This is a genomic window from Rhodospirillales bacterium, from assembly GCA_016699855.1.
Taxonomy (GTDB): domain Bacteria; phylum Pseudomonadota; class Alphaproteobacteria; order Reyranellales; family Reyranellaceae.
Genome location: CP064988.1, coordinates 1,222,567 through 1,247,821, shown reverse-complemented (window position 1 = coordinate 1,247,821; position 25,255 = coordinate 1,222,567). Strand labels below are relative to the sequence as shown.

24 protein-coding genes are annotated in these 25,255 nt (G+C 72.0%); 18 read left to right on the top strand and 6 right to left on the bottom strand.

The features are described from left to right. Positions 1 to 23: 23 nt before the first annotated feature. Entirely contained in the window at positions 24 to 1,577 is a 1,554-nt protein-coding gene (locus IPK81_05915) for an AMP-binding protein (GenBank protein ID QQS13752.1), read from the top strand. 9 nt (positions 1,578 to 1,586) lie between these two features. Here IPK81_05915 and gpt read toward each other — a convergent pair whose 3' ends face one another. Further along, positions 1,587 to 2,090 (bottom strand): xanthine phosphoribosyltransferase, encoded by a 504-nt coding sequence (gene gpt, locus IPK81_05910; protein ID QQS13751.1) that lies wholly within the window; start codon positions 2,088 to 2,090, stop codon positions 1,587 to 1,589. A 200-nt stretch (positions 2,091 to 2,290) separates the two neighbouring features. Here gpt and IPK81_05905 point away from each other — a divergent pair, with 200 nt between their 5' ends. The 16 genes from IPK81_05905 (at position 2,291) to IPK81_05830 (ending at position 17,189) form a co-directional block, all read left to right on the top strand. Continuing rightward, on the top strand, positions 2,291 to 3,055 hold the full coding sequence (locus IPK81_05905; GenBank protein ID QQS14975.1) for a TerC family protein: 765 nt from the start codon (positions 2,291 to 2,293) through the stop codon (positions 3,053 to 3,055). A gap of 15 nt (positions 3,056 to 3,070) precedes the next feature. Continuing rightward, on the top strand, positions 3,071 to 3,502 hold the full coding sequence (locus IPK81_05900; protein ID QQS13750.1) for a universal stress protein: 432 nt from the start codon (positions 3,071 to 3,073) through the stop codon (positions 3,500 to 3,502). A 61-nt stretch (positions 3,503 to 3,563) separates the two neighbouring features. After that, positions 3,564 to 4,760, top strand: a complete 1,197-nt coding sequence (locus IPK81_05895; GenBank protein ID QQS13749.1) for a deoxyguanosinetriphosphate triphosphohydrolase — start codon at positions 3,564 to 3,566, stop codon at positions 4,758 to 4,760. Positions 4,761 to 4,770: 10 nt separating this feature from the next. Then, positions 4,771 to 6,522: an arginine--tRNA ligase gene (locus tag IPK81_05890; protein ID QQS13748.1), complete on the top strand. Its 1,752-nt coding sequence runs from the start codon at positions 4,771 to 4,773 to the stop codon at positions 6,520 to 6,522. Between the two features lie 9 nt (positions 6,523 to 6,531). Beyond that, complete coding sequence (locus IPK81_05885) at positions 6,532 to 6,993, top strand: hypothetical protein (protein QQS13747.1); 462 nt, start codon at positions 6,532 to 6,534, stop codon at positions 6,991 to 6,993. Further along, complete coding sequence (locus tag IPK81_05880; GenBank protein ID QQS13746.1) at positions 6,875 to 7,492, top strand: SPOR domain-containing protein; 618 nt, start codon at positions 6,875 to 6,877, stop codon at positions 7,490 to 7,492. Before IPK81_05885 ends, IPK81_05880 begins: the two co-directional genes overlap by 119 nt. Positions 7,493 to 7,621: 129 nt before the next feature. After that, positions 7,622 to 8,656, top strand: coding sequence for a beta-N-acetylhexosaminidase (nagZ, locus tag IPK81_05875; GenBank protein ID QQS13745.1), 1,035 nt, complete (start codon positions 7,622 to 7,624; stop codon positions 8,654 to 8,656). A 147-nt stretch (positions 8,657 to 8,803) separates the two neighbouring features. Next, positions 8,804 to 9,691: a segregation/condensation protein A gene (locus IPK81_05870; GenBank protein ID QQS13744.1), complete on the top strand. Its 888-nt coding sequence runs from the start codon at positions 8,804 to 8,806 to the stop codon at positions 9,689 to 9,691. Between the two features lie 12 nt (positions 9,692 to 9,703). Further along, positions 9,704 to 10,435 carry an SMC-Scp complex subunit ScpB gene (gene scpB / locus IPK81_05865; protein ID QQS13743.1) on the top strand — a complete coding sequence of 244 codons (732 nt, stop codon included), beginning with the start codon at positions 9,704 to 9,706 and terminating at the stop codon, positions 10,433 to 10,435. Positions 10,436 to 10,501: 66 nt separating this feature from the next. Then, the gene (locus IPK81_05860) at positions 10,502 to 11,623 is read left to right on the top strand and encodes an ABC transporter ATP-binding protein (protein ID QQS13742.1); all 1,122 of its coding nucleotides are present in this window, start codon (positions 10,502 to 10,504) and stop codon (positions 11,621 to 11,623) included. 107 nt (positions 11,624 to 11,730) lie between these two features. Beyond that, the gene (locus tag IPK81_05855; GenBank protein QQS13741.1) at positions 11,731 to 12,000 is read left to right on the top strand and encodes a twin-arginine translocase TatA/TatE family subunit; all 270 of its coding nucleotides are present in this window, start codon (positions 11,731 to 11,733) and stop codon (positions 11,998 to 12,000) included. A 112-nt stretch (positions 12,001 to 12,112) separates the two neighbouring features. Continuing rightward, positions 12,113 to 12,727, top strand: coding sequence for a twin-arginine translocase subunit TatB (gene tatB, locus IPK81_05850; GenBank protein QQS13740.1), 615 nt, complete (start codon positions 12,113 to 12,115; stop codon positions 12,725 to 12,727). A 76-nt stretch (positions 12,728 to 12,803) separates the two neighbouring features. Continuing rightward, entirely contained in the window at positions 12,804 to 13,058 is a 255-nt protein-coding gene (locus IPK81_05845; GenBank protein QQS13739.1) for a DUF1272 domain-containing protein, read from the top strand. 37 nt (positions 13,059 to 13,095) lie between these two features. Further along, positions 13,096 to 14,421 (top strand): hypothetical protein, encoded by a 1,326-nt coding sequence (locus tag IPK81_05840; GenBank protein ID QQS13738.1) that lies wholly within the window; start codon positions 13,096 to 13,098, stop codon positions 14,419 to 14,421. A gap of 70 nt (positions 14,422 to 14,491) precedes the next feature. After that, a complete protein-coding gene (locus IPK81_05835; protein ID QQS13737.1) occupies positions 14,492 to 15,895 on the top strand; it encodes a threonine synthase in 1,404 nt (467 codons plus the stop codon). 22 nt (positions 15,896 to 15,917) lie between these two features. Continuing rightward, positions 15,918 to 17,189, top strand: a complete 1,272-nt coding sequence (locus IPK81_05830; GenBank protein QQS13736.1) for an insulinase family protein — start codon at positions 15,918 to 15,920, stop codon at positions 17,187 to 17,189. Positions 17,190 to 17,358: 169 nt separating this feature from the next. On the opposite strand, the gene IPK81_05825 is transcribed toward IPK81_05830, so the two are convergent. After that, a complete protein-coding gene (locus tag IPK81_05825; protein QQS14974.1) occupies positions 17,359 to 18,156 on the bottom strand; it encodes a methyltransferase domain-containing protein in 798 nt (265 codons plus the stop codon). A 499-nt stretch (positions 18,157 to 18,655) separates the two neighbouring features. On the opposite strand from IPK81_05825, the gene IPK81_05820 reads away from it, so the two are divergent. Next, positions 18,656 to 19,228 (top strand): GNAT family N-acetyltransferase, encoded by a 573-nt coding sequence (locus IPK81_05820; GenBank protein ID QQS14973.1) that lies wholly within the window; start codon positions 18,656 to 18,658, stop codon positions 19,226 to 19,228. On the opposite strand, the gene IPK81_05815 is transcribed toward IPK81_05820, so the two are convergent. The 4 genes from IPK81_05815 to uvrB all read right to left on the bottom strand — a co-directional run bounded on the left by IPK81_05815 (position 19,221) and on the right by uvrB (position 25,219). After that, positions 19,221 to 20,459, bottom strand: a complete 1,239-nt coding sequence (locus IPK81_05815; protein QQS13735.1) for an MFS transporter — start codon at positions 20,457 to 20,459, stop codon at positions 19,221 to 19,223. The genes IPK81_05820 and IPK81_05815 overlap by 8 nt on opposite strands. Position 20,460: 1 nt before the next feature. Continuing rightward, positions 20,461 to 21,681, bottom strand: a complete 1,221-nt coding sequence (locus IPK81_05810; protein QQS13734.1) for an MFS transporter — start codon at positions 21,679 to 21,681, stop codon at positions 20,461 to 20,463. 4 nt (positions 21,682 to 21,685) lie between these two features. Continuing rightward, on the bottom strand, positions 21,686 to 22,912 hold the full coding sequence (locus tag IPK81_05805) for an MFS transporter (protein QQS13733.1): 1,227 nt from the start codon (positions 22,910 to 22,912) through the stop codon (positions 21,686 to 21,688). 105 nt (positions 22,913 to 23,017) lie between these two features. Beyond that, positions 23,018 to 25,219, bottom strand: coding sequence for an excinuclease ABC subunit UvrB (gene uvrB / locus IPK81_05800; protein ID QQS13732.1), 2,202 nt, complete (start codon positions 25,217 to 25,219; stop codon positions 23,018 to 23,020). Positions 25,220 to 25,255 lie beyond the last annotated feature (36 nt).

Here is a 25,255-nt window from a genome sequence, read left to right as displayed (position 1 = left end):
ATGCGCGCAGAGATGGAGACGACATGAATTCGCCCGTGTTCGACGGCCCGACCGGCGTCGCGTTGACGCTGCGCGCGTTGCGGCGCTTCCCGGCGCGGACCGCGTTCGCGTGGGACGACGGCGCGATCACCTACGCCGGCGTCTCGGCGCTGATCGGACGCATGCAGGCGGCGATGGCGAAGGCCGGACTGTCGCACGGCATGCGCGTCGGCTTCCTCAGCGCCAACCGGGCCGAGGGCTGGTGCGCCGGAATCGCCGCGTCGGGCCTCGGGCTGGTGGTCACCTGGCTGCATCCGATGGGCTCGCTGGCCGACCACGTCGACCAGCTCGAGGACGCCGACATGGACGCCCTGGTGGTCGACACGCCGGCCTACGCCGACCGCGGCGGCGAGCTGGCGGTGAAGGTCGCGCGCCTGGGCACCGTGTTCACGCTGGGCCGTGCGTCCTACGGCGTCGATCTGCTGGCGGCGGCGGAGGCCGCGGGCGAGAGCGCGCCGCGCGACCTCACCGCGCCGGACGACTACGCGATCCTCAACTACACCGGCGGCACGACCGGCAAGTCCAAGGGCGCGATCCGCCGCCACCGTTCCAGCGGCGCGGCGACGGCGACGATCCTCGCGGATTTCGAGTTCCCGCGCGATCCGCGCTTCCTCGCGGTGGCGCCGATCACCCACGTCGCGGGCACCAAGGTGCTGCCGACGCTGATGCTCGGCGGCACGACGCGGCTGGTGAAGGGGTTCGATCCGGCGAAGGTGCTGTCGATCATCGAGCGCGAGCGCATCAACTTCACGCTGCTGGTGCCGACGATGATCTACATGCTGCTCGACCATCCCGCGCTGGAGCGCACCGACCTGTCGTCGCTGGAGCTGCTGCTGTACGGCGCCTCGCCGATGTCGCCGACGCGGCTGGTCGAGGGGCTCCAGCGCATCGGCCCGGTGTTCTCGCAGCTCTACGGGCAGACGGAATGCTACCCCGTGAGCGTGCTGCGCAAGGCCGACCACGACGCGAAGCGGCCGGAGCTGTTCGCCTCGTGCGGCGCGCCGGTCGCCGGCTGCCAGGTCAAGCTGATGGACGACGACATGGCGGAGGTGGCGCCCGGCGAGATCTGCGTGCGCGCGCCCTACGCGATGGAGCGCTACTGGAAGCGCGAGGAGCAGACGGCGGACACGATGAAGGGCGGCTGGGTCCGCACCGGCGACGTCGCGCGCGCCGACGGCGAGGGGTACCTCTACATCGTGGACCGGAAGAAGGACATGATCGTCACCGGCGGCTTCAACGTCTTCCCGCGCGAGGTCGAGGACGTGCTGACCTCCGATCCCGGCGTGGCGATGGCCGCCGTCATCGGCGTGCCCGACGTGAAATGGGGCGAGGCGGTCAAGGCGCTGGTGGTGCGCAAGCCCGGCGCGACGCCCGATCCGGAGGCCCTGATGCGCCTGGTCAAGGAGCGCAAGGGCGCGGCCCAGGCGCCGAAGAGCGTGGAGTTCGTCGACACGCTGCCGCTGACGGCGGTGGGCAAGGTCGACAAGAAGGTCCTGCGCGCGACCTATTGGGCCGGCCAGTCGCGCCAGGTCGGCTGACGGGCGCGCCTATTTGCCGCCGCGCTTCAGCTCCGCGATCGGCGTCGACATCACCGCCTCCTGGTCCCACGGGAACAGGATCCAGGTGTCCTGGCTCACCTCGGTCACGAAGGTGTCGACCATCGGCTTGCCGGCCGGCTTGGCGTAGACCGTGGCGAAATGCGCCTTGGGCAGCATCTCGCGCACCCGCTCGGCGGTGACGCCGGTGTCGACCAGATCGTCGACGATCAGCCAGTCGTCGCCCCGTTCGGTCTCCGCCAGCGTGCCTTTCAACACCTCGACCTTGGCGCCACGCTTGGTCTTCTCGTAGGTCGAGCAGCACACCGTGTCGATCAGCCGCAAATTCAGCTCCCGCGCCACGATCGCCGCCGGGACGAGGCCGCCCCGGGTGACGGCGACCAGTCCCTTGAACGGCCCCAGGTCGGCCAGCCGCCACGCCAGCGCCTTGGCGTCGCGGTGCAGCTCCGTCCAGGAGACGGGAAACATCTTCCTGTAGGCCGCCGTCGACGCCATCGCGCGCTCCATCGGGTGGGCCGGCCGGCTAGCGGCGGCCGCCCCCAGTACCACCGCCGGCGCCCGTCAGGAAGCGCCGGACCCGCGCCTGAGGGCGCGCACGTGGGTGTTGCCAGCGCGGTCGCGGCCGCTATGTTGCCGCCGACCGCCGGTCCGCGCGCGCCGGGCCGATTCCGCTGGGGGGATTGATGAATTTCGTGATGCCCGATCTGGGCTCGATGGTGTTCTGGGCGGCGCTTGGCAAGATCATCGTCGCCAACATCATCCTGTCGGGCGACAACGCGGTCGTCATCGCCATGGCCTGCCGCAACCTGTCGGACCAGCACCGGCGGCCGGCGATCATCGGCGGCAGCCTCGGCGCCATCGTGCTGCGCATCATCTTCGTGTTCATGATCAGCTGGCTGCTGAGCGTGCCCTACCTGAAGCTGATCGGCGGCGCGCTGCTGCTTTGGATCGGCGTGAAGCTGGTCAACCAGGAGGAGGAGGGCGAGGGCCACATCAAGAGCAGCGGCAGCCTGTGGGGCGCGGTGTGGACGATCCTCGTCGCCGACGCCGTGATGAGCCTCGACAACGCGATCGCCATCGCCGCCGCCGCCAACAACGACGGCGTGCTGATCATGCTCGGCCTGGTCATCAGCATCCCCATCATCGTCTTCGGCAGCACGCTGCTGACCTCGGTGCTGCAGCGCTATCCCGTCCTCGTCATCGCCGGCGGCGCGCTTCTGGGCTGGATCGGCGGCGAGGTCATGGCGACGGACGGCAGGCCGCCCAACGCCACGGTGGCGCCACCCGGCACGATCGCCGCCTTCCTCGATGCGTGGATTCCGCACGCCGAGCACGTCTGCGCCGCCGTCGGCGCGGTCTTCGTCGTCGGGCTCGGCCTGTGGCTGGCGCGCCGCGGGCGGGCCCATGCCGACGCCAAGACGGAACTCGTCGACCTCGCGCGTCCGCGCGACGAAAAGTAAAAGTAGGAGAGGGCAATGGCCGCCACCGCATCGATCCTGGTTCCCGTCGACGGCTCCGCCAACTCCGACCGCGCGGTCCTCCACGCCGTCGCGCTCGCCAAGGCGGGGTTCGCCGACACGCTGCACATCCTCAACGTCCAGCCCTCCGTCGGCAGCCTGGTGTCGACGTTCATCGCGCGCGCCGACATCGACGCCTACCACCGCGAGGAGGGCGAGAAGGCGATCGCGTCCGCCCTCAAGCTCTGCGCCGACGCGGGCGTGAAGGCGGAGCCGCATATCGGTGTCGGCCGGCCCGGCCAGATCGTCGCGGATTTCGCGCGCAAGCTGGGGGCGCGGCAGGTCGTGATCGGCACTCGCGGACACGGCGGGATCGCCGGCATGGTGATGGGCTCGGTGGCGCAGGACGTGATCGGGCACGTCGACGTCCCGTTGTGCCTGGTGAAATGAGCGGCCCGGCCCGTCGGGCCGCTTGAATCGTCCGGGCGCGCCGGCCGGACGGGAGGATCGCATGGCCGACGGCGTTCCGGAACTCCGCGCGCGGGGCGCGCTGGCGCCGTACGCGACGCTGGCGGCCAGCACGCGCGGGCGGCTGCGCCCCGAGCCGGAGAGCGCCACGCGATCGCCCTTTCAGCGCGACCGCGACCGCATCATCCACTGCACCGCGTTCCGGCGGCTGAAGCACAAGACCCAAGTGTTCGTGAACCACGAGGGCGACCACTACCGAACGCGCCTGACCCACTCGCTCGAGGTGGCGCAGATCGCGCGCTCCATCGCCCGCACGCTGGGGCTGGACGAGGACATGGCCGAGGCGCTGGCGCTGGCCCACGATCTCGGCCACACGCCGTTCGGCCACGCCGGCGAGGAGGCGCTCGACGCCGCGATGCGCGCCTTCGGCGGCTTCGACCACAACGCCCAGACCCTGCGCATCCTCACCAAGCTCGAGCACCGCTACGCCGAGTTCGACGGCTTGAACCTGACCTGGGAGACGCTGGAGGGCGCGGTCAAGCACAACGGGCCGCTGCTCAAGCCCGGCGTCGCGCTGGCCGATCTGCCGGCCGCGATCGTCGAATACAGCGCCGAGTGGGATCTCGAGCTGGCGACCTGGGCCGGCGCCGAGGCGCAGGTCGCCGCCATCAGCGACGACGTCGCCTACAACAACCACGACATAGACGACGGGCTCCGGGCCGGTCTGTTCGCGGTCGACGATCTTCTGGATCTGCCGCTCGTCGGCGACATGTTCCGCGAGGTGCGCCGGCGGTATCCCGCGATCGATCCCGGCCGGCTGACGCACGAGGCGGTGCGGCGGCTGATCAACGCCATGGTCGAGGACGTCGTCGCCGAGACCCGCCGGCGGCTGGCCGCGGCGGCGCCGGAATCGGCCGCCGCGCTGCGCCGCCTGCCGACGGCCGTGGTGGCGTTCTCGGCGCCGATGGCGGCGGCGAACGTCGCCTTGAAGCGGTTCCTGTTCGAGCGTATGTACCGCCACTGGCGCGTGAACCGCATGACGTCCAAGGCCCGGCGCGTCGTCGCCGACCTGTTCGACCTGCTGTTCCGCGAGCCCGAGTGCCTTCCGGACGAGTGGCGCGCCCGCGCGCTGGCGGTCGACGAGCGCGCCCGGGCGCGGATCGTGGCCGACTACATCGCCGGCATGACCGACCGCTACGCGCTCGACGAGCACCGCCGCCTGTTCGACCTGTACGAGTGACCCTTCCGACATGAACCTGTTCTCCCACGTCGCCGGCGAGATCACCGGCGCGCTCCGCGCCATGGCGGCGGCGGGCGAGCTGCCCGGCGGCCTCGACCTCGCGGGCGTGACCGCCGAGCCGCCACGCGACGCCGCCCACGGCGACGTCGCCACCAACGCCGCGATGGTGCTGGCGAAGGCCGCGAAGCTGAAGCCGCGCGATCTCGCCGAGGCGCTGGCCGCGCGTCTGCGCGCCGTCGCCGACGTGACCGAGGTGTCGGTCGCGGGTCCGGGGTTCATCAACCTGCGGCTCGCCGATGGATTCTGGCGCGCCCGCCTCGCCGAGCTGCTGACGGCGGGACCGGCCTATGGCGACAGCGCGGCGGGCGCCGGCCGGCGCGTCAACGTCGAGTACGTCTCGGCCAATCCGACCGGACCGCTGCACGTCGCGCACGCCCGCGGCGCGGTGGTCGGCGACGCGCTCGCCAATCTCCTGTCGAAAGCCGGCTACGCCGTCACCAAGGAGTACTACGTCAACGACGCCGGCGCGCAGGTCGACATCCTCGGCCGCTCCACGCATCTGCGCTACCGCGAGGCGCTGGGCCACGACGTGGGCGCGATTCCCGAGGGCCTCTATCCCGGCGAGTACCTCAAGGACGTCGGCGCCAAGCTGGCGGCGCGCGATGGAGGCAAGTGGCTCGACCGACCCGAACCGGAATGGCTCGCGCCGGTGCGCGATTTCGCCATCGCCGAGCTGATGGCCGACATCAAGACCGATCTCGATTCGCTCGGCGTCCGCATGGACGTGTTCACGTCGGAGCGCGCTCTGGTCGAGAGCGGCGCGGTCGAGGCCGCGTTCGAGACGCTGTCGCGCCAGGGCCTGATCTACCAGGGCCGGCTCGAGCCGCCCAAGGGCCAGAAGCCGGACGACTGGGAGGACCGCGAGCAGACGCTGTTCCGTGCCACCCAGTTTGGCGACGACGTCGACCGGCCGCTCAAGAAGAGCGACGGCGGCTGGACCTATTTCGCCAGCGACATCGCCAACCACTTCGACAAGTACCGCCGCGGCTTCGCCGAGATGATCGACGTGTGGGGCGCCGACCACGGCGGCTACGTCAAGCGCATGACGGCTGCGGTCAAGGCGATCACCGCCGGCGCGGGCGCGCTCGACGTCAAGCTGTGCCAGCTCGTGCGCGTGCTGAAGAACGGCGAGCTGGTGCGCATGTCCAAGCGCGCCGGCACGTTCGTGACGCTGCGCGATCTGCTCGACGAGGTCGGACCGGACGTCGTGCGGTTCACGATGCTGACGCGCAAGAACGACGCGGCGTTCGACTTCGACCTCGTGAAGGCGACCGAGCAGTCGCGCGACAACCCCGTCTGGTACGTCCAGTACGCCCACGCCCGCACGCGCTCGGTCATGCGGCAGGCCGCCAACGCCGGGGTCGTCGTGCCTGCGGCGGCCGATCTCGCGGACGCCGCGCTCGGGCGGCTCTCCGACGCGGGCGAGCTCGCGCTGATCAAGCTGCTGGCGCAGTGGCCGCGGCAGGTCGAGGCGGCGGCCATCGCCCACGAACCGCACCGGATCGCCTTCTTCCTCTACGAACTGGCGTCGCAGTTCCACGCCCATTGGAACCGGGGCAAGGAGGAGCCGGGGTTACGCTTCGTCGTGGAAGGTGATCCTGAACTGACGATCGCCCGCATCGCGTTGGTGCAAGGCGTTGGAATTGTGATACAATCCGGTCTCGCTGTGTTCGGCGTACCCCCCGCCGAGGAAATGAGATAGGGACAAAAAATGTTCCAGCGTACCCCGCTGCCTGCCGGCGGGCCCGTCGTCTACCACCCCGGCCAGCCGATCATGGCGCCGGCCCAACCAGCCTACCGGGCGCTGTCGCTCGACGAGATCGCCGCCCAGAACGGCGCGGCCGACGAATCGCCGTCGCTGCTGCACCGGGTGGCCCAGCGCCGCAACGCCGTCGTGACGGCGCTGATCACCGTCGCCTCGATCACCAGCTTCGTCGGTGTCGTCTACTGGGCGCACCGCCAGAACATAGAAGCCGGCGGCTCCGGCCTGCCCATCGAGATCAAGGCGCCGGACACGCCCCACAAGGTCAAGCCGGACGATCCCAAGGGGACAGGTGATCCCGAACCAGGACATCGACGCCTACCGCCGCGTCGATCCGAACGCCGTGCCCGTGCCGGCCGAGCGTCTGATGCCGCCGCCCGCGACGCCCCGGATGCCCGCCGCGACGGCTGAACGAGCGCCGCCGGCGCCGGCCGGCGCGCCACCGGCCCCGACCGCCACGCCATCGCCAGCCGCGAGCGCGACCACGGCCGAACGCGTCCCATCGACCGCGCCGCCCGCGACCGCCGCCCCGGCCCGGCCGCCGGAAGCCAAGCCGGCCGAGGCGACGGCGCAGCCGAAGATCAGCGACACGGGCTCGCCGTCGGCGATCGCCTCGATCATCGATGGACTGGGCGGCGCGGCCGCCACCGGCGGCGGCTACCGCATCCAAGTCGCGGCCGAGAAATCCGAGGACGGCGCCAAAGCGACCTGGGCCCGCCTGCAGAAGACCAATGGCGACGTGCTGGGCCCGCTGCGCATGCAGGCGACCCGGGTGGACCAGGGCGCCGCCAAGGGCGTGTGGTACCGCGTGCAGGCCGGGCCGCTGGACGAGCGGCAGGCCAAGGACGCCTGCGCCAAGCTCAAGGCCCGCGGCCAGGACTGTGTCGTCCTTCCCCCGTCACGCGGCTAGGGCGTTTCTCCTTGGCGTGGCGACGCCGTCCCGCGCCGTCGTCGCGAACCCCGCGCGCGAGATGACGGTGGAATCCCGTTTGCCGCGAACTCGCTCCCGGCGGCCGCCGACGCGGCGGACGTTCCGTCGATGACGGTGCCCGCCGCGGCGATCTTCGGATGCGCAGGCGCGCGGCTCGGGGCGGACGAGCGCGCCTTCTTCCGCGACGTCGATCCGCTCGGCTTCATCCTGTTCGCGCGCAACGTCGAGACGCCGGCGCAGGTCCGCGCGTTGACGTCGGAACTGCGCGGCTGCGTCGGTCGTGCCGACGCGCCGGTGCTGATCGACCAGGAGGGCGGCCGCGTGGCGCGCCTCAAGCCGCCGTACTGGCGCGTGGCGCCGCCGGCGTCCGTGTTCGGTGAACTGTACGACCACGACCGTGCCGCCGCCGTGGAGGCCTCGCGTCTCAATGGCCGCCTGCTCGCGGCCGATCTCACGCCGCTCGGCATAGACGTCGATTGCGCGCCGGTGCTCGACGTGCCGGTCGCCGGCGCGCATGGCGTGATCGGCGACCGCGCGTTCGGCCACGCGCCCGCGACCGTGGCCGCGCTCGGCCGCGCGCAGGCGGATGGATTGCTGGCCGGCGGCGTCATCCCCGTGATCAAGCACATCCCCGGCCACGGGCGGGCGCGCGCCGACAGCCACTTCGAGCTGCCGTCGGTCGACGCCTCGCGCGCCGAACTGGAGGCGACGGATTTCGCCCCGTTCCGGGCCTTGGCCGATCTGCCGTGGGCGATGACGGCGCATGTCCTCTACCGCGGGCTGAGCGGCAACCAGCCCGCGACGACATCGGCGCCGGTCGTGCGCGATGTGATCCGGGGCCATATCGGCTTCGACGGGTTGTTGATTTCCGACGACCTGTCGATGAAGGCGCTGGGCGGCGCGTTCGAGGAGCGCACCGCCGCCGCGCTCGACGCCGGCTGCGACGTGGTGCTGCACTGCAATGGCGCGATGGACGAGATGGTGGCGGTCGCCGGGGCGCTGCGGCCGTTGACGGCCATCGCGATCGACCGGCTGGCGCGCGGCGAGACCTTGCGACGGTCCCGCGCGGATCACGCCGATGCGGAGACGTTGGAGGCGATCCGCCGGCGGATGGCGGCCTTGATGGACCGCCCTGTCGCCTGATCGCCCGGGCGGCTTGGCGTCGATCCGCACTAAGTCGTTGATTTTCCAGTGACTTGCCGGAATCCTTTGGGGATAAGTCACCCCGAATATTGTGGCGGCGCGGGGTTGCTGTAGCCTACATCTTGTGTCGGATACTGCGAAACCGCGATGACACCGAGCGACGATCCGATTCCGGTCGAGACCCCCAACAGCGCGATCCCCCAGGATCACGGTGCGGCGGCGTTCGACCGCGGCGAAGCCGATGTCGTGGCGCCGGGCGAGGGTGAGTTGATCCTCGACCTCGAAGGCTTCGAGGGCCCGCTCGACATCCTGCTGAACCTGGCGCGGGACCAGAAGGTCGATCTCCGGCGCATCTCGATGCTGGCGCTGGTCGACCAGTACCTCGCGTTCGTCCATCGCGCGCGCAAACTGCGTCTGGAACTCGCCGCCGACTACCTCGTGATGGCCGCGTGGCTCACCTATCTCAAATCGCGGCTGCTGTTGCCGGAGCCGCCGAAGGGCGAGGAGCCGAGCGGCGAGGAGATGGCGGAGGCGTTGCAACGGCAGCTGCGTCTGCTGGAGGCGATGCAGGAGGCCGGCACGCGTTTGATGGCGCGACCCAGGCTGGGTATCGACACGTTCGGCCGCGGCAAGGCCGAGGGCGTTCTGGTCGTGCGCAAGTCGATCTGGGAAGTGCAGCTCTACGAGCTTTTGAAGACGTACGGCGAGATCCAGCGACCCAAGGACGCCGACGCCTACCACGTCGCGCCGATGGAGTTCTTCTCGGTCGAGGAGGCGGCGGAGCGCCTGTCGCGCTTGCTCGGCATCGCCATCGACTGGTCGAGCCTCGCGGCGTTCCTGCCGCCCGGCCTCACCGAGCCTTTGAAGATCCGGTCGGCGCTGGCCTCGACCTTCGTCGCGACCCTGCAACTGGCCAAGGACGGCGTGCTGCAGCTCCGGCAGACCGAGCCCTTCGGGCCCTTGATGCTGCGCCGCGCCGAGACGGCCGAGACGACACAGGTCGACGGTGGCCCCGTCGCCACCCCGGCCGCCTGAGCGAGTGCCGCCATGACCGACATCGATCCGACCGACCGCGAGCCTTTCGACGCCGACGCCCCCGCCGCGCCGGAGCCGGCCGCCGAGGCCTCGCCCGAGGAGCGGCACGCGCAGAATCTCCGTCTCGTCGAGGCGCTGCTGTTCGCGTCGGCCACCCCGCTCGACGCCGCGGCGCTGGCCGAGCGCCTGCCGGACGACACCGACGTCGAGGCGATCGTGGCCGAGCTGGCGGAGATCTACGCCGCCCGCGGCGTCAACGTCGCCAAGGTCGCCGGCGGCTACCAGTTCCGAACCGCGCCCGACCTCGCGCGCAAGATGCGGGTCGAGACCCAGGTCTCGCGCAAGCTGTCGCGGGCCGCCGTCGAGACGCTGGCGATCATCGCCTACCACCAGCCCGTGACGCGCGCCGAGATCGAGCAGATCCGCGGCGTCGGTCTCAGCAAGGGCACGCTGGATTTCCTGTTCGAGCAGACCTGGATCCAGCCGCTCGGCCGCCGCCGCGCGCCCGGCAAGCCGGTGACGTGGGGCACGACGGCGTTCTTCCTCGAGCATTTCGGGCTGGCGGCGGTCGACGATCTGCCGGGCTTCGACGAGCTCAAGGCCGCCGGACTGCTCGACGTGCGCGCCGACGTCGCCGTCTACCGCCCCGACGAGCCCGACCTGCCACTGAACGACGACGAGGAGGAGGCCGCGCCGCCGCTCGAGGCGGACGCGGGCGACGCGCCGAAGGCCGCGGCGGAATAGGTGGCCGGCGCCCGTCGCGCCGGCGCCGCTTTGACAAGCCGGCGCCAGCCGCTATGACACCCCGCGATGGCCTCCGGCTCCGGACTAGAACTCCAGAACATCACGCACGCCTACGATGGCGTGCCCGTGGTGCGCGATTTCTCGCTCTCGGCGGCGCCGGGCGAGCTCGTGTGCCTGCTCGGTCCTTCGGGCTGCGGCAAGACCACGGTGCTGCGCCTCGTCGCCGGTCTGGAACCCCTGCAGGCGGGGCGCATCTCGGTCGACGGCCGCGTCGTCGCCGAGCCGGGCCGCGATCTCGCGCCCGAGGCGCGCGGCGTCGGGTTCGTGTTCCAGGAGATCGCGCTCTTCCCGCATCTCGACATCGCCGACAACATCGCCTTCGGCCTGCGCAACCTCTCGACCGCCGCGCGCCGGGAGCGCGTGGACGCGCTGCTGCGGCGCGTCCATCTCCAGGGATTCGGCGCGGCGTGGCCGCACCAGCTTTCCGGCGGCCAGCAGCAGCGCGTCGCGCTGGCGCGCGCGCTGGCGCCGGCGCCGAGGGCCATGCTGCTCGACGAGCCGTTCTCCGGGCTCGACACGCGCCTGCGCTCGGCCGTCCGTGACGAGGCGCTGCACCTGCTGAAATCCGACGGGGTGACGACGCTGGTCGTGACCCACGATCCGGAGGAGGCGATGTTCATGGCCGACCGCATCGCGGTGATGCGCGAAGGCCGGCTCGAACAGATCGGGACGCCGACCGAGGTCTACACCCGGCCGGCGACGGAGTTCGTCGCCGAGTTCATGGGCGAGGTGAACCGCATCGACAGCCGCGTCGACGCCGGCGCCGTCGGCACGCCGTTCGGGCCGGTGGCCGCGCCGGGACACGCCGACGGCGAGGCCGTGCACGTGCTCATCCGGCCGGAGGCGCTCAAGGTGGCGGGCGCCGATCCGGGGCCCGGAGCGGGCCCGGTCCAGGGCGCGCAGCCGGCCACGGTGCTGACCTCCCGCCTGCTGGGCCGCACCAGCTGGGTCCATGTCTGCCTCAACACCGATCCGACCCACCGCCACGACTCCGGCGGCACGGGCGAGGAGCACAGCCACTGGCACATCCGCGTGCCCGGCCAGTTCCTGCCGGCCGAGGGCGCCGAGCTGCGGGTGTCGCTCAATCCGGCGCAGGCCTTTGTTTTCGCGGTCGGCGACCCCAAATGAGCGGTGCCGGCGCGGCCGGCCGTGTTGCGGCGTGGCGCCGGACAGTGCCATAAGGTGGCCACGTTCCCGGACCTGAGTCCGGCCACAAAGCGTCGAGGAGGCGGACCATGGGTAGCTTCAGCATCTGGCACTGGATCATCGTGCTGGCGATCGTGCTGCTGCTGTTCGGCGGGCGGGGCAAGATCTCGCAGCTGATGGGCGATTTCGGCAAGGGCCTGAGCGCGTTCAAGAAGGGCGTGTCGGGCGAGAACGCCGCCGCGGCCGAGGCGGCCAAGACAGGCGAGGGCGCCAAGATCATCGGTGAGGGCGCCACCGCGACGGCGGCCGCTGGCACCACGGCCCCGGCCGGCGCCCCGAAGGAGCAGGCCAAGACCTGACCGGACGCCGCGCCCGGCCCCGTCGCGGGGACGTGCGCACGTCGGTTCAAGCACGGACGGGCCGCGGCCGCCCACGGGGCGATCGGCCGGCGGCCGGCGGAGACGCGAGAGAATGTTCGGCATCGACGGCCCGGAGCTGCTGCTGATCGCCGTGGTGGCGCTGATCTTCATCGGCCCCAAAGAGCTGCCGGGGATGCTGCGCACCGTCGGCAAATGGATGGCGACCGCGCGCGGGCTGGCGGCCGAGTTCCGCGGCCACGTCGACGACATGGTGCGCCAGTCCGAGCTCGACGAGGTCAAGAAGCAGATCGAGGACGGCACCAAGGACGCCGTGCTCGACCTCCAGGGCCTCGACCCCACGAAGGAGATCAAGTCGCTGGTCGACCAGGGCGCGATCGATGCCGAGAAGGAGCTGGCATCGGTGCGCTCGGCGATCGACGAGGCGACCGCGGCCACCGAGCCGCCGCCGGCCGTCACGTCGGCTGAATTCGCGCCGCCTGCGACCGATGCGCCGGTCGCCATCGAGACCGCCGCTTTGGTTCCGCCGTCCTCCGCCGAGGCCGAGCCGGTCGCCATCGAGACGGCCGCCGTCGCGCCGCCGTCCGGTACCGAGGCCGCGCCGGCCGGGCCGGTCCCCCTCGGTGCGCCGCTCGCCGTCGCCGCGCTCGACGCGGCGAAGCCGGTCGAGACGGAGAGGCCGCCGGTCGCGAAGGCCGCCGTCGGCTGACCGTCCGCCGGAACGACGGCCGAGTCGCGCCGTCGCCGTCATGCTAGCATGACGGCTCCATCGCGGAGACGACGCCATGCTCGAGCTGCGGCCGAATTGCGAATGCTGCGACAAGGACCTTCCGAACGGCGCGCCCGACGCGCGGATCTGCACCTACGAGTGCACGTTCTGCGCCGCCTGCGCCGACACGCGGCTGGGCGGAAGCTGCCCGAATTGCGGCGGCGACCTCGTCAAGCGCCCGACCCGGCCGGAGCGCATGCTGGCGCGCCATCCCGCCTCGACCAAGCGCGTGAACAAGGCGCACGCGCCCTGCGTCGCGGCGGCCGAGTAGCGCCGCGACCGCGACGCCCGGCGTCGGAGCGCGCCGCGTGACCGCCTCCGGCGTGATCGCCGTCGCCGCCGCCGCCGTCGACATAACGCCCGACCACGCCGCGCCGCTCGCCGGCTTCGGTCGTCGCGTGGACTGGACGCGGATCGATTCGCCGATCGAGATGAACGCGGTGGGCTTCCGCGACGCGTCGGGGCGCCGCGCCGTCGTCGTCTCGGCCGATCTGCTGTTCGTCGGGCCGACGCTCGAGGCGGCGCTGGTCGAGCGCGCCGTCGCGCGCGGCCTGCGGCGGAGCGATATCTTCGTCGCCGCCACCCACACGCATTTCGCGCCGTCGGTCGATCCGACCAAGTCGATGCTTGGACGCCCGTCGGACGCCTACATCGACTTCGTGGCCGCGCGCGGCGGACGGCTGATCGACGAGGTGACCCGGGATTTCGCCGCGTGCCACGCGCGCCGCGGCGGCGGCGGCTCGCGCGCCGGAATCAACCGCCGCCGAGACTGGCCGCTGCCCTATCTGCGACGGCACTTCGCATTGAAGCCCGATGGCGCCGGCGGCTGGCGCTTGGTCGGGCCGTCGATCCGTCCGACCTTCGGCACGGCGGCGATGGCGCCGAACCAGGCCGGCCCGAGCGATCCGGCGATCACGGTCTGGCTGCTCACGGACGCCGCCGGCGCGGTCGTCGGCGTGGTCTGGCATTTCACCTGCCATCCCACCGGCGCGCCGGACCCGGACGCCGTGACCGCCGAGTTTCCGGGGATCGTCCGCGCCGCGTTGCGCGCGCGCTTCGGCGCGGGCTTGCCAGTGGTGTTCTTGCAGGGATTCGCCGGCGACGTCCGACCGCGTGTGCCCGACCGCGACGCCGGCGTTGTCCACGCTTTCCGGCGACTGGTGGTCGGTCCGAAATTCGCGGAATTCGACCGTGCCGGCTGGGAGCGCTGGGCCGGCGCGCTGTCCGACGACGTCATGCGCGCGGTCGACGACGCGCGCTCCCGCGCCGCCGCCGCGCTGTCCGGCACCATCGCGTCGGCGGCGTTCGACGTGGAACTGACCGCGCTGGCGCCCGCGGCCGAAGCCGGCCGTGTCGTGCCGTTCCGGCGCCTGCGGATCGGCGACGCGCTCGACCTCGTGGGCGTTGGCGCCGAGCCGCTGCAGGGCCTCGCGCCGATGGTGTCTTCCGCCGGCATCACGCCGGTCGGCTATGTCGGCGACGCGTTCGGCTACTGGCCGCCGGATTCCGAGCGGCCGCGCGGCGGCTACGAGGTCGACGGGTTCATGCCGCTGTTCGGCCTGCCCGGACGGCTCGCGCCCGGCCTCGACCGCGTGTTCCGCGACGCCGTGGGCCGTCTGGCGGCGCCGGACTGAGCCGCCGCCTCTCTTGCGGTGGTGGGGAGCGGTCACTATGGTCCGGCGCTTTCCAAGCGGGGCGTCGATCTTGCGCTACATCAGCACACGCCAGGGTTCGCGCCAGCCGGTCGAGCGGCTGGAGTTCGAGCAGGTCATGCTCGCGGGCCTCGCCCGCGACGGCGGCCTCTACGTGCCCGAGACCTGGCCGGTCTTCACGACCGCCGAGATCGCGGCGATGCGGGCGCTGTCCTATCCCGAGCTGGCCGTGCGCGTCATGACTCCGTTCATCGGCGGCACCTTCGCGCCGGCGGTGTTCGAGCGCCTCGTGCGCGAGGCGTACGCCACCTTCGACCATCCCGAGGTGCTGCCGCTCAAGCCGCTGGGCGTCGACAACCTGCATCTGCTCGAGATGTTCCACGGCCCCACCCTAGCGTTCAAGGACGTGGCGCTGCAGCTTCTCGGCCGCATGCTCGACGAGGTGCTGACCACGCGCGGCCGGCGCGCGCGGATCATCGGCGCCACCTCCGGCGACACCGGCTCGGCCGCGATCGAGGCGGTGCGCGACCGCGCCGCCATCGACATCTTCATGCTGCATCCCAGGGGCCGCACCAGCGAGGTGCAGCGGCGGCAGATGACGACGGTGCTGGCGCCGAACGTGCACAACGTCGCGATCGACGGCACGTTCGACGACTGCCAGGACCTCGCCAAGGCCTGCTTCAACGACCTGCCGTTCCGCGACCGCCACCATCTGACGGCGGTGAACTCGATCAACTTCGCGCGGCTGGCGGCGCAGATCGTCTACTACTTCCACGCCGCCCTGCGGCTGGGCGCGCCGGAGCGACCGGTGTCGTTCTGCGTGCCTTCCGGCAATTTCGGCAACATCTACTCCGCCTACGCCGCGCGCGCGATGGGCCTGCCGGTGGCGCGTCTCGTCATCGCCGCCAACCGCAACGACATCCTGGCGCGCTTCGTGGAGACCGGGACGCAGACCATGCAGGGCGTCGAGCCGACCCTGTCGCCCAGCATGGACATCCAGGTATCGAGCAATTTCGAGCGCCTGTTGTTCGACCTGTTCGACCGCGACGGCGTGGCGCTGGCGGCCGCGATGGAGTCGTTCCGCGCGACTGGCCGCATGGCGGTGTCGGCGGAGCGGCTGGCGCGGATGCGCGCGGTGTTCGACGCGGGCCGTCTCGACGACGCGGGCACCTTGCGCGTGATCGCCGAGGCGCTGCGCGACACCGGCGAGACGCTCGATCCGCATTCCGCCGTCGGCTACGCCGTGGCGCGCGCGAAGCGCGGCGATCCCTCGATCCCGATGGTGGTGCTGGCGACGGCGCATCCCGCGAAATTCCCCGACGCCGTCGAGAAGGCGACCGGCCGGCGGCCGGCCCTGCCGCCGCGGCTGGCGGATCTGTACGACCGGCCCGAGCGCTGCGCGGCGCTGCCGAACGACATCGCGGCGCTCCAGCGCCTGATGGATTCCACGTCCTGACCCGCGCCCCGGAGGGCGGACCATGGCTCTTGAGATCACCACCCTCGACAACGGCCTGCGCGTCGTCACGGACGCGATGCCGCACGTCGAGACGGCGGCGCTCGGCGTCTGGGTCGCGGCAGGCGCGCGCCACGAGCCGGCCGGGCTCAACGGCCTCGCGCACATGCTCGAGCACATGGCGTTCAAGGGCACGCGGCGGCGCACCGCGCGTGGCATCGCCGAGGAGATCGAGACCGTCGGCGGCAACCTCAACGCCTACACCGGGCGCGAGCTCACGGCCTACCACGCCACCGTGCTCAAGGAGGACGTGGCGCTGGGGATCGACCTGGTCGCCGACATCCTGCTCGAATCGACCTTCGTCGAGGAGGAGCTGCAGCGCGAGCGCGGCGTCATCCTCCAGGAGATCGGCCAGGCGCTCGACACGCCCGACGACGTGATCTTCGACCGCTTCCAGGCGGTCTGCTACCCGGACCAGCCGCTCGGCCGGCCGGTGCTCGGCACCGAGGCGACCGTCAACGGCATCTCCCGCGCCGATTTGTTCGACTGGCTCGGCCGGCGTTACACCGGCGGACGCATGGTGCTGTCGGCGGCGGGCGCCGTCGAACACGCGCGCGTGGTCGATCTGGCGCGCGCCGCGTTCGGCGCGGTGCCGCGCGAGGCCGCGGCGGGCGCGCCGACACCGCCCGTGGCGCCGGTCTACGCCGGCGGCGACGGCCGCGAGGAGGACGATCTCGAACAGGTCCATCTCGTGATCGGCGGCGAGGCGTTCGGCTATCTCGATCCCGACCACCACGCCCAGGCGGTGTTCTCGACGTTGTTCGGCGGCGGCATGTCCTCGCGCCTGTTCCAGCGCATCCGCGAGGACAAGGGGCTGGTCTACTCCATCTACAGCTTCGCCTCGCAGTACCGCGACGGCGGGTTGTTCGGCATCTACGCGGGCACCGCCGGCGACAGCCTGCCCGAGCTGGTGCCGATGGTGTGCGAGGAGTTCCTCAAGGTCGCCGCCGACGTCACCGAGGCCGAGATCGCGCGCGCCCGGGCCCAGCTCAAGGCCGGCACGCTGATGGCGCTGGAATCGAGCCACGCCCGCTGCGAGCAGGCGGCGCGCCATCTGCTGACCTACGACCGGGTGATTCCGATCGCCGAGACGGTGGCGCGCATCGAGGCGGTCGACCGCGACGCGGTGGGCCGCGTCGCGCGCCGGCTGCTCGGCTCGAAGCCGACGGTCTGCGCCGTCGGTCCACTGGCGAAGCTCGAGAGCTACGACGCCATCGGCCGCCGCCTGCGGCTCTGACGCGGCGACGGAAGCCCCTCACCTTCCCACGCCGTGCGTGCGCCCTTCCTCTCTTCGCGAGCGGGGCGAGGAGGAAAGCGTGCGTCGTGCCCCTTCGCGCCGGTCGCGCGGAGAGGGTCGGGGCGAGGGGCCTCGTTCCCGTCGTGCGGCTTCGTGGGAGGCGGATGCCCTACGCGCCGCGCCGGAACGCCAGCACGCTCCAGCGCACGTCGCTCGGTCCGTAGGCGGAGTCGCGTTCGCTGCGGTGGAGCGTCTCCAGCCCATGCGCATGGGCCAGCGCGCAGGTCTCGTCGGCCGACACCGCGAACATCCGCCGGCCGGCCGGCACCGGGCCGTGCCGCAGCGAGACGATCGCGATCGCGCCGGGACGTAGCAGCGCCGCGACCCGCGGCATGGCGCGGCGCCGCTGGCCGGCGTCGAGATGCATCCAGACCGCTGACACCAGGACGACGTCGAAGGATCGGCCGAGCGCGAGCGTCGCGCGGAGGTCGGGCAGCGAATCATCGAGCCACGCGATCGCCGGCGACGGATGGAGGCGCCGGCCATGCGCCCGCAGCGCCGCCACCGGCTCGACCGCCACGACGCGGTGTCCCATCGCTGCCAGCGCGGCGGCGTCGCGGCCGGTGCCGGCGCCGACGTCGATCACGTCGCGCGGCGGATCGGGCAGCAGGGGAAGCACGACGCGGTGCACGTCGGCGAAAGCGACGCTCTCGAAGCGCGCGGCCAGCGTGTCGGCGTGCTCGACGTAGCCCTCGACGCCGTCGACCTGGCGTCGACCGGCGTCGGCGGCGAGCCTGCCGAGGATCGCCGCGACCAGATCGTCGACCGGCGCCGAGGCGTCGAGACGCAGCGCGGGCGCGGTCTGCGACGTCAGCCACGCCTCGTGCGCCACGCGGCTGCGTTGCTCCAGGCCGGCGGTGTCGTACGCCGCCGCCCATTCGAGAAACGCCGCGCTCGCGGCCTCCATATCGCCGCCTGGCGCGATGCGCGCGCCATAGCGTTCGCGCTCGCGCCGTCGCAGCCGCTCCATCCGCGCCGCCGGGTCGAGGCGCGTGAGCACGATCAGATCGTAGAACGGCTCGATCGGCGCGCCCCAGCCCGTCGCCGATCCCGAGAACACCCAGTCCGCCGTGATCGGCAGCCGCCGCGTCAGCATCGCCAGGCGCTCCGCCGCCGGCCGTCGCGTCGTGAACGGCGGGTCGGTCGGCGTCCAGAACAGCCGGTCGGCGTCGACGTGCGGCACCCCGAGACGGGCCGCGAGCGCCGCCGCCAGCGTCGTCGTGCCCGAGCCGGAAGCCCCGAGGATGTGGACCCGCGCCATCGCCACCCTCTAGGCGGATTCGACCGCGCCCGCCACCGCCTGCCGGCGGGGCGACGGCGGCTTGGTTCTCGTGTAGTATGGTTCCGCTATCCGCCCGGAGCCGCTCCGACCGATGTTCCGCTTCTCCGACGTCCCGCTGGCCCTGATGTCGACGCCGCGCGTCCAAGGGAAGACCGTCTTCCTGCGCGCGCCGGCCGCCGACGACTGGCGCGAATGGGCGGAGTTGCGGGCCGCCAGCCGCGCTTTCCTGACGCCGTGGGAGCCGAGCTGGGGCGACGACGCGCTGACGCGCGACAACTACCGCCGCCGCCTGCGCCACTACATGCAGGAGTGGCGGGCCGGTGAGGGGTTCACCTTCTTCATCTGCATGAGCGACACGCGCCGTCTCGCGGGCGGCGTGTCGCTGAGCAACGTGCGCCGCGGCGTCGCGCAATGCGCCAGCGTCGGCTACTGGATGGGCGAGGGCTACGCCGGCCGCGGCGTCATGACCGAGGCGCTCACGGCGCTGCTGCCCTTCGTGTTCGACGAGCTGCGGCTCAACCGCCTCGAGGCCGCCTGCCTGCCGTCCAACGAGCCGAGCAAGGCGGTGCTGCGCAAGACCGGCTTCACCGAGGAGGGCTTGGCGCGCCACTACCTCAAGATCAACGGCCGCTGGCACGACCACGTGCTGTTCGGAATGCTCGCGGACGACTGGCGCGCCCGCAAGCGCCTCAGCTGACGCCGCGGTCGCGCATCAGCGGCACCAGCGCCGGGATCGTCGCGAGCGTCGCGGCCGCCACCAGCAGAAATCCGACGGTGTAGTCCTGCGTCAGCCGCAGCAGCAGGCTGAACAGCAACGGCGCCAGCAGCGGTCCGCCGAATGTGAAGAACGACACGCCGCCGGTCACCGCGCCGGCGCGTCCCGGCGGCGATAGCCGCGCGACCTGCGCGAAGAAGATCCCGTTCCAGCCGATCGCGGTGCCGCCGATCAGCGACCCGACCGCGAACAGACTCCAGCGCGGCCACGACGCGTCGGCCAGCGCCAGGGTCGCGGTGCCGGCGGCCATCGTCAGAGCGAGGAAGATCAGGATCGCGAACGGCCGCCGGGTGGCGTCGGCGACCGCGCCCCAGCCGACGCGTCCGAAGCCGCCGGCGACGTTGGCGACGGCGATCAGGGCGCCGGCGGAGGCGAGATCGAATCCGAGGCGCCCCGTGAGGTGCAGCGGCGCGAAGTAGAGGAAGCAGACTTGCGCCGTCGAATACGCCATCGACACGATCGCCAGCCGCCGGATGTCGGGGATGCGCCAGCACTCGCCGACCGGCGCGAACACGGCGCCGAACGACGGGAACAGCCTGCCGCCGCGCGGCGCGCGGCTTTCGATGTCGAGGCCGCGGCGCGTCGGCTGGATCGCCAGCGCGACGGCGACGCACAGCGCCGTCGACACCAGCGCGGCCCCTTGCCAGCCCCAGCGCGCCTCGGCCCAGGGCAGCGCCACGCCGGCCAGCACCGCGCCCAGCGGCACGCCGCTCTGCTTGACCGAAAAGACGAGATTGGCGAGCCGCGTCGGTGTGACCCGCGCCAGCAGCTGCGAGCTCGACGGCGTCACCGGCCCGTAGCCGATCCCGATGATCGCCGCCGCCGGCAGCAGCAGCCACACCGAGCCGCTGGCGAGGCAGGCGACGCCGCCGGCGCACAGCGCGAGGCAGACCTGGCAGACCCGGATCGGTCCGTACCGCGCCACCAGCGGCCCGCCCGTGACCGCCGAGAGGATCGAGAACAGGTAGATCGCCGCCGTGTAGAGGCCCATGTCGTCGCGGTTGACGCCGAGCGCCGGCGCCGCCACCGGCGCGAGGATCGCCGCCGTCAGCGCCGCCATCGAGGTCAGCGACTGCGTCGCCAATGTCGACGACAAGGCGGTCCAGAACGCCGCGGCGTCGAACGGTTTCTCCGTGGCCCCGGCGTCCGGCATCTCAGGCCTTCTCCACGCGGGCCAGCGGCAGCAGCGACAGACCGGCCACGAGGTTCATGGCCGCCAGCGCCGCGAACAACGCCATGTACGATCCCGTGGACGCCAGCAGGACGCTGAAGGCCGGCGGCACCAGCAGCGCGCCGGAGAAGGTGAAGAACTGCGCCCCGCCGGTCAGCGCGCCGACCTGGCCCGGTCCGGCGCGGCGCGCGATCTCGGCGAAGAATACGCCGCCCCAGCCCGCCGCCGTCGAGCCGAACACGACCGCCGCGGCGACCATCGCCGCCCACGGCCAGCCCGGCGCCGAGAACGCGAAGGCCAGCGCGCCCGCCACCATGCCGATCGTCATCACCGCCAGCGTCGCCACGGGCCGCCGCGAGCGGTCGGCGACGAGGCCCCAGAAGATCCGGCCGGCGGCGCCCGATACCAGGCCGATCGACAAGGTCAGGCCGGCGCTCGCCAGCGACAGGCCGATGCGCTCGACCAGATAGACCACGAGGAAGGCGCCGAACCCGACCTGCGAGGCGGTGAAGACGAACGACGCCAGCGCCAGCCGGCGCAGATCCGGCGCCCGCCACACCCTGCCGACGGGTCCGAACAGGCCGGAGATCGCGGCGTAGAGGCTGCCGTCGCCCTCGCGCGTCGAATCGAAGGTCGCGCGCAGCGGCTGGAGCAGGACGGCCAGGGCGACGCACATCGCGCACATCGCCAGCGACGCCGACCGCCATTCCCACAGCGCGATCAGCGCCGGCGCCAGCACGCCGGCCAGCGCGTTGCCCAGCGGGACGCCGGTCTGCTTGACCGAGAAGGTGATGTTGGCGAACCGTGCCGGCGTGACGCGCGCCAGCACCTGCGAGCTCGACGGCGTCGGCGGGCCCACGCCCATGCCCATCACCAGCGCCGCCGGCGCCAGCAGCCAGATGCTGCCGCCGCCGAACAGCGCCAGCGCGCCGCCGCACAGCACGAGGCTGGCCTGGCTGACGCGGATCGTGCCGTAGCGCGTCGCCAGCAGGCCGCCGGCCGCGGCCGACAGGATCGCGGTGCAGTAGGTCAGCGCCGTGAAGTAGCCGACCCATTCCTTCGGCACGCCCAGCGCCGGCGCCGCCACCGGCGCCATGACCGGGATGGACTGCGTCGCCAGCGAGCACAGGATCTGCACCGCCAGCATCGAGGCGACGGCGGTCGCGTAGACGCGCGTGCCGGGAAGGGCGGCGGCCGGCGTCACGGGCTCAGCGCTCGCCGCGTCGCATCAGCCGTGCGATGCCGATGGCGGCGGCGCCGGTCGCGACGGCCATGACGATGAAGCCGGCGGCGTAGGAGTCGGTGGCGTAGAGAATGCCGCGGAACAGGATCGGCCACAGCACCGGGCCGAGGAACACGAAGAACGACGTGGCGCCGACATACTCGCCGGCCCGGCCCGGCGGCGCGCGGCGCGCGCATTCCGAGATGAACACGCCGTTCCAGCCGATCGCCGTGCCGCCGAGCGCGGCGGCGACGCCGTACAGCAGCCAACCCGGCCAGTCCGCCCGCGCCGCCGCCATGGCCAAGCCCGACAACGACATCACCGCGGCGAGCAGCATCAGCGTGCCCAGCGGCCGGCGCGTGGCGTCGGCGACGGCGCCCCAGACGACCCGGCCGAACATGCCCGCCGTGGTCGCGACCGACAGCAGCACGCCGGCGGCGACGTAGTCGAGCCGCAGGTCGGCGATGCCGTAGAGCACGGCGAAATTGACCATCGTCGTCTGCATCGAGGAGAACGCGATCGAGGCGAGGCACAGCGGCCGCAGCACCGGATCGCGCCACGCCAGCGCGAGAGGATCGAGGGTCTGGCGCAGCGTCGGCAGCAGCGGCCCGCCGCGCGCGCGGTCCCCGTCGTAGAGCTGCCGCAGCGGATGGATCGCCAGCGCGGTCAGCAGGCACAGGCCGCCGATGCCGAGCGACGCCGCCTGCCAGCCGAAGCGCTCGACGGCCGGCGGGACCAGCGCGCCGGCCAGCGCGAAGCCCAGCGGCACGCCGCTCTGCTTGATCGAGAAGGTCACGTTGGACAGCCGCCTGGGCGTGACGCGCGCGAGGATCTGCGAGCTGGCGACCGTCAGTCCGCCGCCGCCGAGGCCGATCAGCACCGCCGACAGCAGCGCGGGCGCGATGTGGCCCCAGGCGAGCAGGGCGCAGGCCGCCGTCGAGACGACCAGGCCGTACTGCGTGTAGCGGATCGGGCCGAAGCGCAGCGCCATGGCGCCGCCGGCCATCGCCGAGACGATCGAGACCAGGTAGACGATGGAGATGTAGTAGGCGAGGTCGTCGACCGCGACGCCCAGCGCCGGCGCGGCCGCCGGCGCCAGCACGGCGGCGATGTTGAAGGCGATCGTCGACAGCGTCTGCACGGCGGTGAGCGACACGACGGCGACCACGTACAGCCGCGTGTCGCGGCGGTCGTCGGTGGCGGCGGTCGTCATGTCGCGGGCGGGGGCGTCATCGGCGGCGACTGTAGCCGGCCCGGAGTCGCGGCCTAGGCCGGGGCGCGCAGGTCTGCGATGCGCCGCCGGCCCCGGCGCGGCGGCTCAGCGCCGGCCGCTCTTGCGCGCGGGGCGGCCGCGCGAGCCCGAGCCGGTCTTGGCGCCGCGGAAGGTGCGCGAGTTCTGCGCCTTGCCGTAGGGATTGGGCGCCTCGGACAGGCCCTGACGGCCGGTGCCGGCGGTGCCCGGCGGCAGGCCGAGCTCGTTGGCCTCGAGCCGGCGGATCTCGTCGCGCAGCCGGGCGGCGTCCTCGAAATCGAGGTTGGCCGCCGCCTCGCGCATGCGCTTCTCCAGCTCGGCGACGTGGGTCTTGAGGTTGTGCCCGACCAGGTGCAGATCGCCCGAGACGCCGGTGTCGACCGTGTAGTGGTCGCGCTCCGACATCGACTGCAGCACCTCGTTGATGTTCTTGCGGATCGAGGCCGGGGTGATGCCGTTGGCCTCGTTGTAGGCCTGCTGCTTGCGCCGGCGCCGGTCGGTCTCGCCGATGGCGTACTTCAACGCGTCGGTCATGCGGTCGGCGTAGAGGATGACGCGGCCGTCGACGTTGCGCGCCGCGCGGCCGATGGTCTGCACCAGCGAGGTCGGCGAGCGCAGGAAGCCCTCCTTGTCGGCGTCGAGGATCGCCACCAGCGCGCATTCCGGGATGTCGAGCCCCTCGCGCAGCAGGTTGATGCCGATCAGCACGTCGAAGGCGCCCAGCCGCAGGTCGCGGATGATCTCGATGCGCTCCAGCGTGTCGATGTCGGAGTGCAGGTAGCGGCAGCGTATGCCGGCCTCGTGCATGTACTCGGTCAGGTCCTCCGCCATCCGCTTGGTCAGCGTCGTGACCAGCACGCGCTGGCCCTTGGCGGCGCAGTCGCGGCACTCCGCCAGCAGGTCGTCGACCTGTTTCTCGACGGGACGGATGATGGTCGGCGGATCGATCAGCCCGGTCGGGCGGATGACCTGCTCGACGAACACGCCGCCGGTGCGCTCCATCTCCCACGGGCCGGGCGTGGCCGAGACGAACACGCTCTCCGGCCGCATCGCGTCCCATTCCTCGAATTTCAGCGGCCGGTTGTCGATGCAGGACGGCAGGCGGAAGCCGTACTCGGCCAGCACGCTCTTGCGGTTGAAGTCGCCCCTGAACATGCCGCCGATCTGCGGCACGGTGACGTGGCTCTCGTCGACGATCAGCAGCGAGCCCTCGGGGAAGTACTCGAACAGCGTCGGCGGCGGCTCGCCGGGATTGCGGCCGGTGAGGTAGCGCGAGTAGTTCTCGATGCCGGCGCAGGAGCCGGTCGTCTCCAGCATCTCGAGGTCGAACTGCGTGCGCTGCGCCAGCCGCTCGGCCTCCAGCAGCTTGCCGGCGCGCGTGAACTCCTCGAGCCGGACCTTGAGGTCCGATTTGATGCGCTGGATGGCGCCGGTCATGGTCGGTTTCGGCGTCACGTAGTGGCTGTTGGCGTAGACCACGATGTCGCTCAGCCCGGCGGTTTTCTCGCCGGTCAGCGGGTCGAACTCGGCGATCGCCTCGATCTCGTCGCCGAACAGCGAGATGCGCCAGGCCTTGTCGTCGTAGTGGGCCGGGAACAGCTCGACCGTGTCGCCGCGCGCCCGGAAGGCGCCGCGCTGGAAGGCGGCGTCGTTGCGCTTGTACTGGATCTCGACCAGCCGCCGCAGCAGGTCGGCGCGGTCGATGCGGTCGCCGACCGACAGCCGGAACGTCATCGCCTGGTAGTTCTCGAGCGGGCCGATGCCGTAGATGCACGACACCGAGGCCACGATCACCACGTCGTTGCGCTCCATCAGCGCGCGGGTGGCGCTGTGGCGCATGCGGTCGATCTGCTCGTTGATCGACGAATCCTTCTCGATGTACGTGTCCGACCGCGGCACGTAGGCCTCGGGCTGGTAGTAGTCGTAGTACGACACGAAATACTCGACGGCGTTGTCGGGGAAGAACCTCTTGAACTCGCCATAGAGCTGCGCCGCCAGCGTCTTGTTGGGCGCCAGCACCAGGGTCGGCCGGTTGATGGTCGCCAGCACGTTGGCCATCGTGAAGGTCTTGCCCGAGCCGGTGACGCCCAGCAGCACCTGGTCGCGCTCGCCCTGCGACAGGCCCTCGAGAAGCTGCCGGATCGCCGCCGGCTGGTCACCGGCCGGTTTGTAGTCGGAGACCACGCGCAACGGCTTGCCGTCCGCCAGGCGCGGGCGGCGCTGGAGCCAGGGCATCGGCGGATTCGCGAGGATCGGCGAGTCGGGCATGGCGGATATATGGCGCTGCCGCACCTCCGCCGCCAA

Coding starts and splice junctions, on each gene's coding strand:
- IPK81_05915 (QQS13752.1), top strand. CDS start 24: ATGAATTCGCCCGTGTTCGACGGCCCGACCGGCGTCGCGTTGACGCTG.
- gpt (QQS13751.1), bottom strand. CDS start 2,090: ATGGCGTCGACGGCGGCCTACAGGAAGATGTTTCCCGTCTCCTGGACG.
- IPK81_05905 (QQS14975.1), top strand. CDS start 2,291: ATGCCCGATCTGGGCTCGATGGTGTTCTGGGCGGCGCTTGGCAAGATC.
- IPK81_05900 (QQS13750.1), top strand. CDS start 3,071: ATGGCCGCCACCGCATCGATCCTGGTTCCCGTCGACGGCTCCGCCAAC.
- IPK81_05895 (QQS13749.1), top strand. CDS start 3,564: ATGGCCGACGGCGTTCCGGAACTCCGCGCGCGGGGCGCGCTGGCGCCG.
- IPK81_05890 (QQS13748.1), top strand. CDS start 4,771: ATGAACCTGTTCTCCCACGTCGCCGGCGAGATCACCGGCGCGCTCCGC.
- IPK81_05885 (QQS13747.1), top strand. CDS start 6,532: ATGTTCCAGCGTACCCCGCTGCCTGCCGGCGGGCCCGTCGTCTACCAC.
- nagZ (QQS13745.1), top strand. CDS start 7,622: ATGACGGTGCCCGCCGCGGCGATCTTCGGATGCGCAGGCGCGCGGCTC.
- IPK81_05870 (QQS13744.1), top strand. CDS start 8,804: ATGACACCGAGCGACGATCCGATTCCGGTCGAGACCCCCAACAGCGCG.
- scpB (QQS13743.1), top strand. CDS start 9,704: ATGACCGACATCGATCCGACCGACCGCGAGCCTTTCGACGCCGACGCC.
- IPK81_05860 (QQS13742.1), top strand. CDS start 10,502: ATGGCCTCCGGCTCCGGACTAGAACTCCAGAACATCACGCACGCCTAC.
- IPK81_05855 (QQS13741.1), top strand. CDS start 11,731: ATGGGTAGCTTCAGCATCTGGCACTGGATCATCGTGCTGGCGATCGTG.
- tatB (QQS13740.1), top strand. CDS start 12,113: ATGTTCGGCATCGACGGCCCGGAGCTGCTGCTGATCGCCGTGGTGGCG.
- IPK81_05845 (QQS13739.1), top strand. CDS start 12,804: ATGCTCGAGCTGCGGCCGAATTGCGAATGCTGCGACAAGGACCTTCCG.
- IPK81_05830 (QQS13736.1), top strand. CDS start 15,918: ATGGCTCTTGAGATCACCACCCTCGACAACGGCCTGCGCGTCGTCACG.
- IPK81_05825 (QQS14974.1), bottom strand. CDS start 18,156: ATGGAGGCCGCGAGCGCGGCGTTTCTCGAATGGGCGGCGGCGTACGAC.
- IPK81_05820 (QQS14973.1), top strand. CDS start 18,656: ATGTCGACGCCGCGCGTCCAAGGGAAGACCGTCTTCCTGCGCGCGCCG.
- IPK81_05815 (QQS13735.1), bottom strand. CDS start 20,459: ATGCCGGACGCCGGGGCCACGGAGAAACCGTTCGACGCCGCGGCGTTC.
- IPK81_05805 (QQS13733.1), bottom strand. CDS start 22,912: ATGACGACCGCCGCCACCGACGACCGCCGCGACACGCGGCTGTACGTG.
- uvrB (QQS13732.1), bottom strand. CDS start 25,219: ATGCCCGACTCGCCGATCCTCGCGAATCCGCCGATGCCCTGGCTCCAG.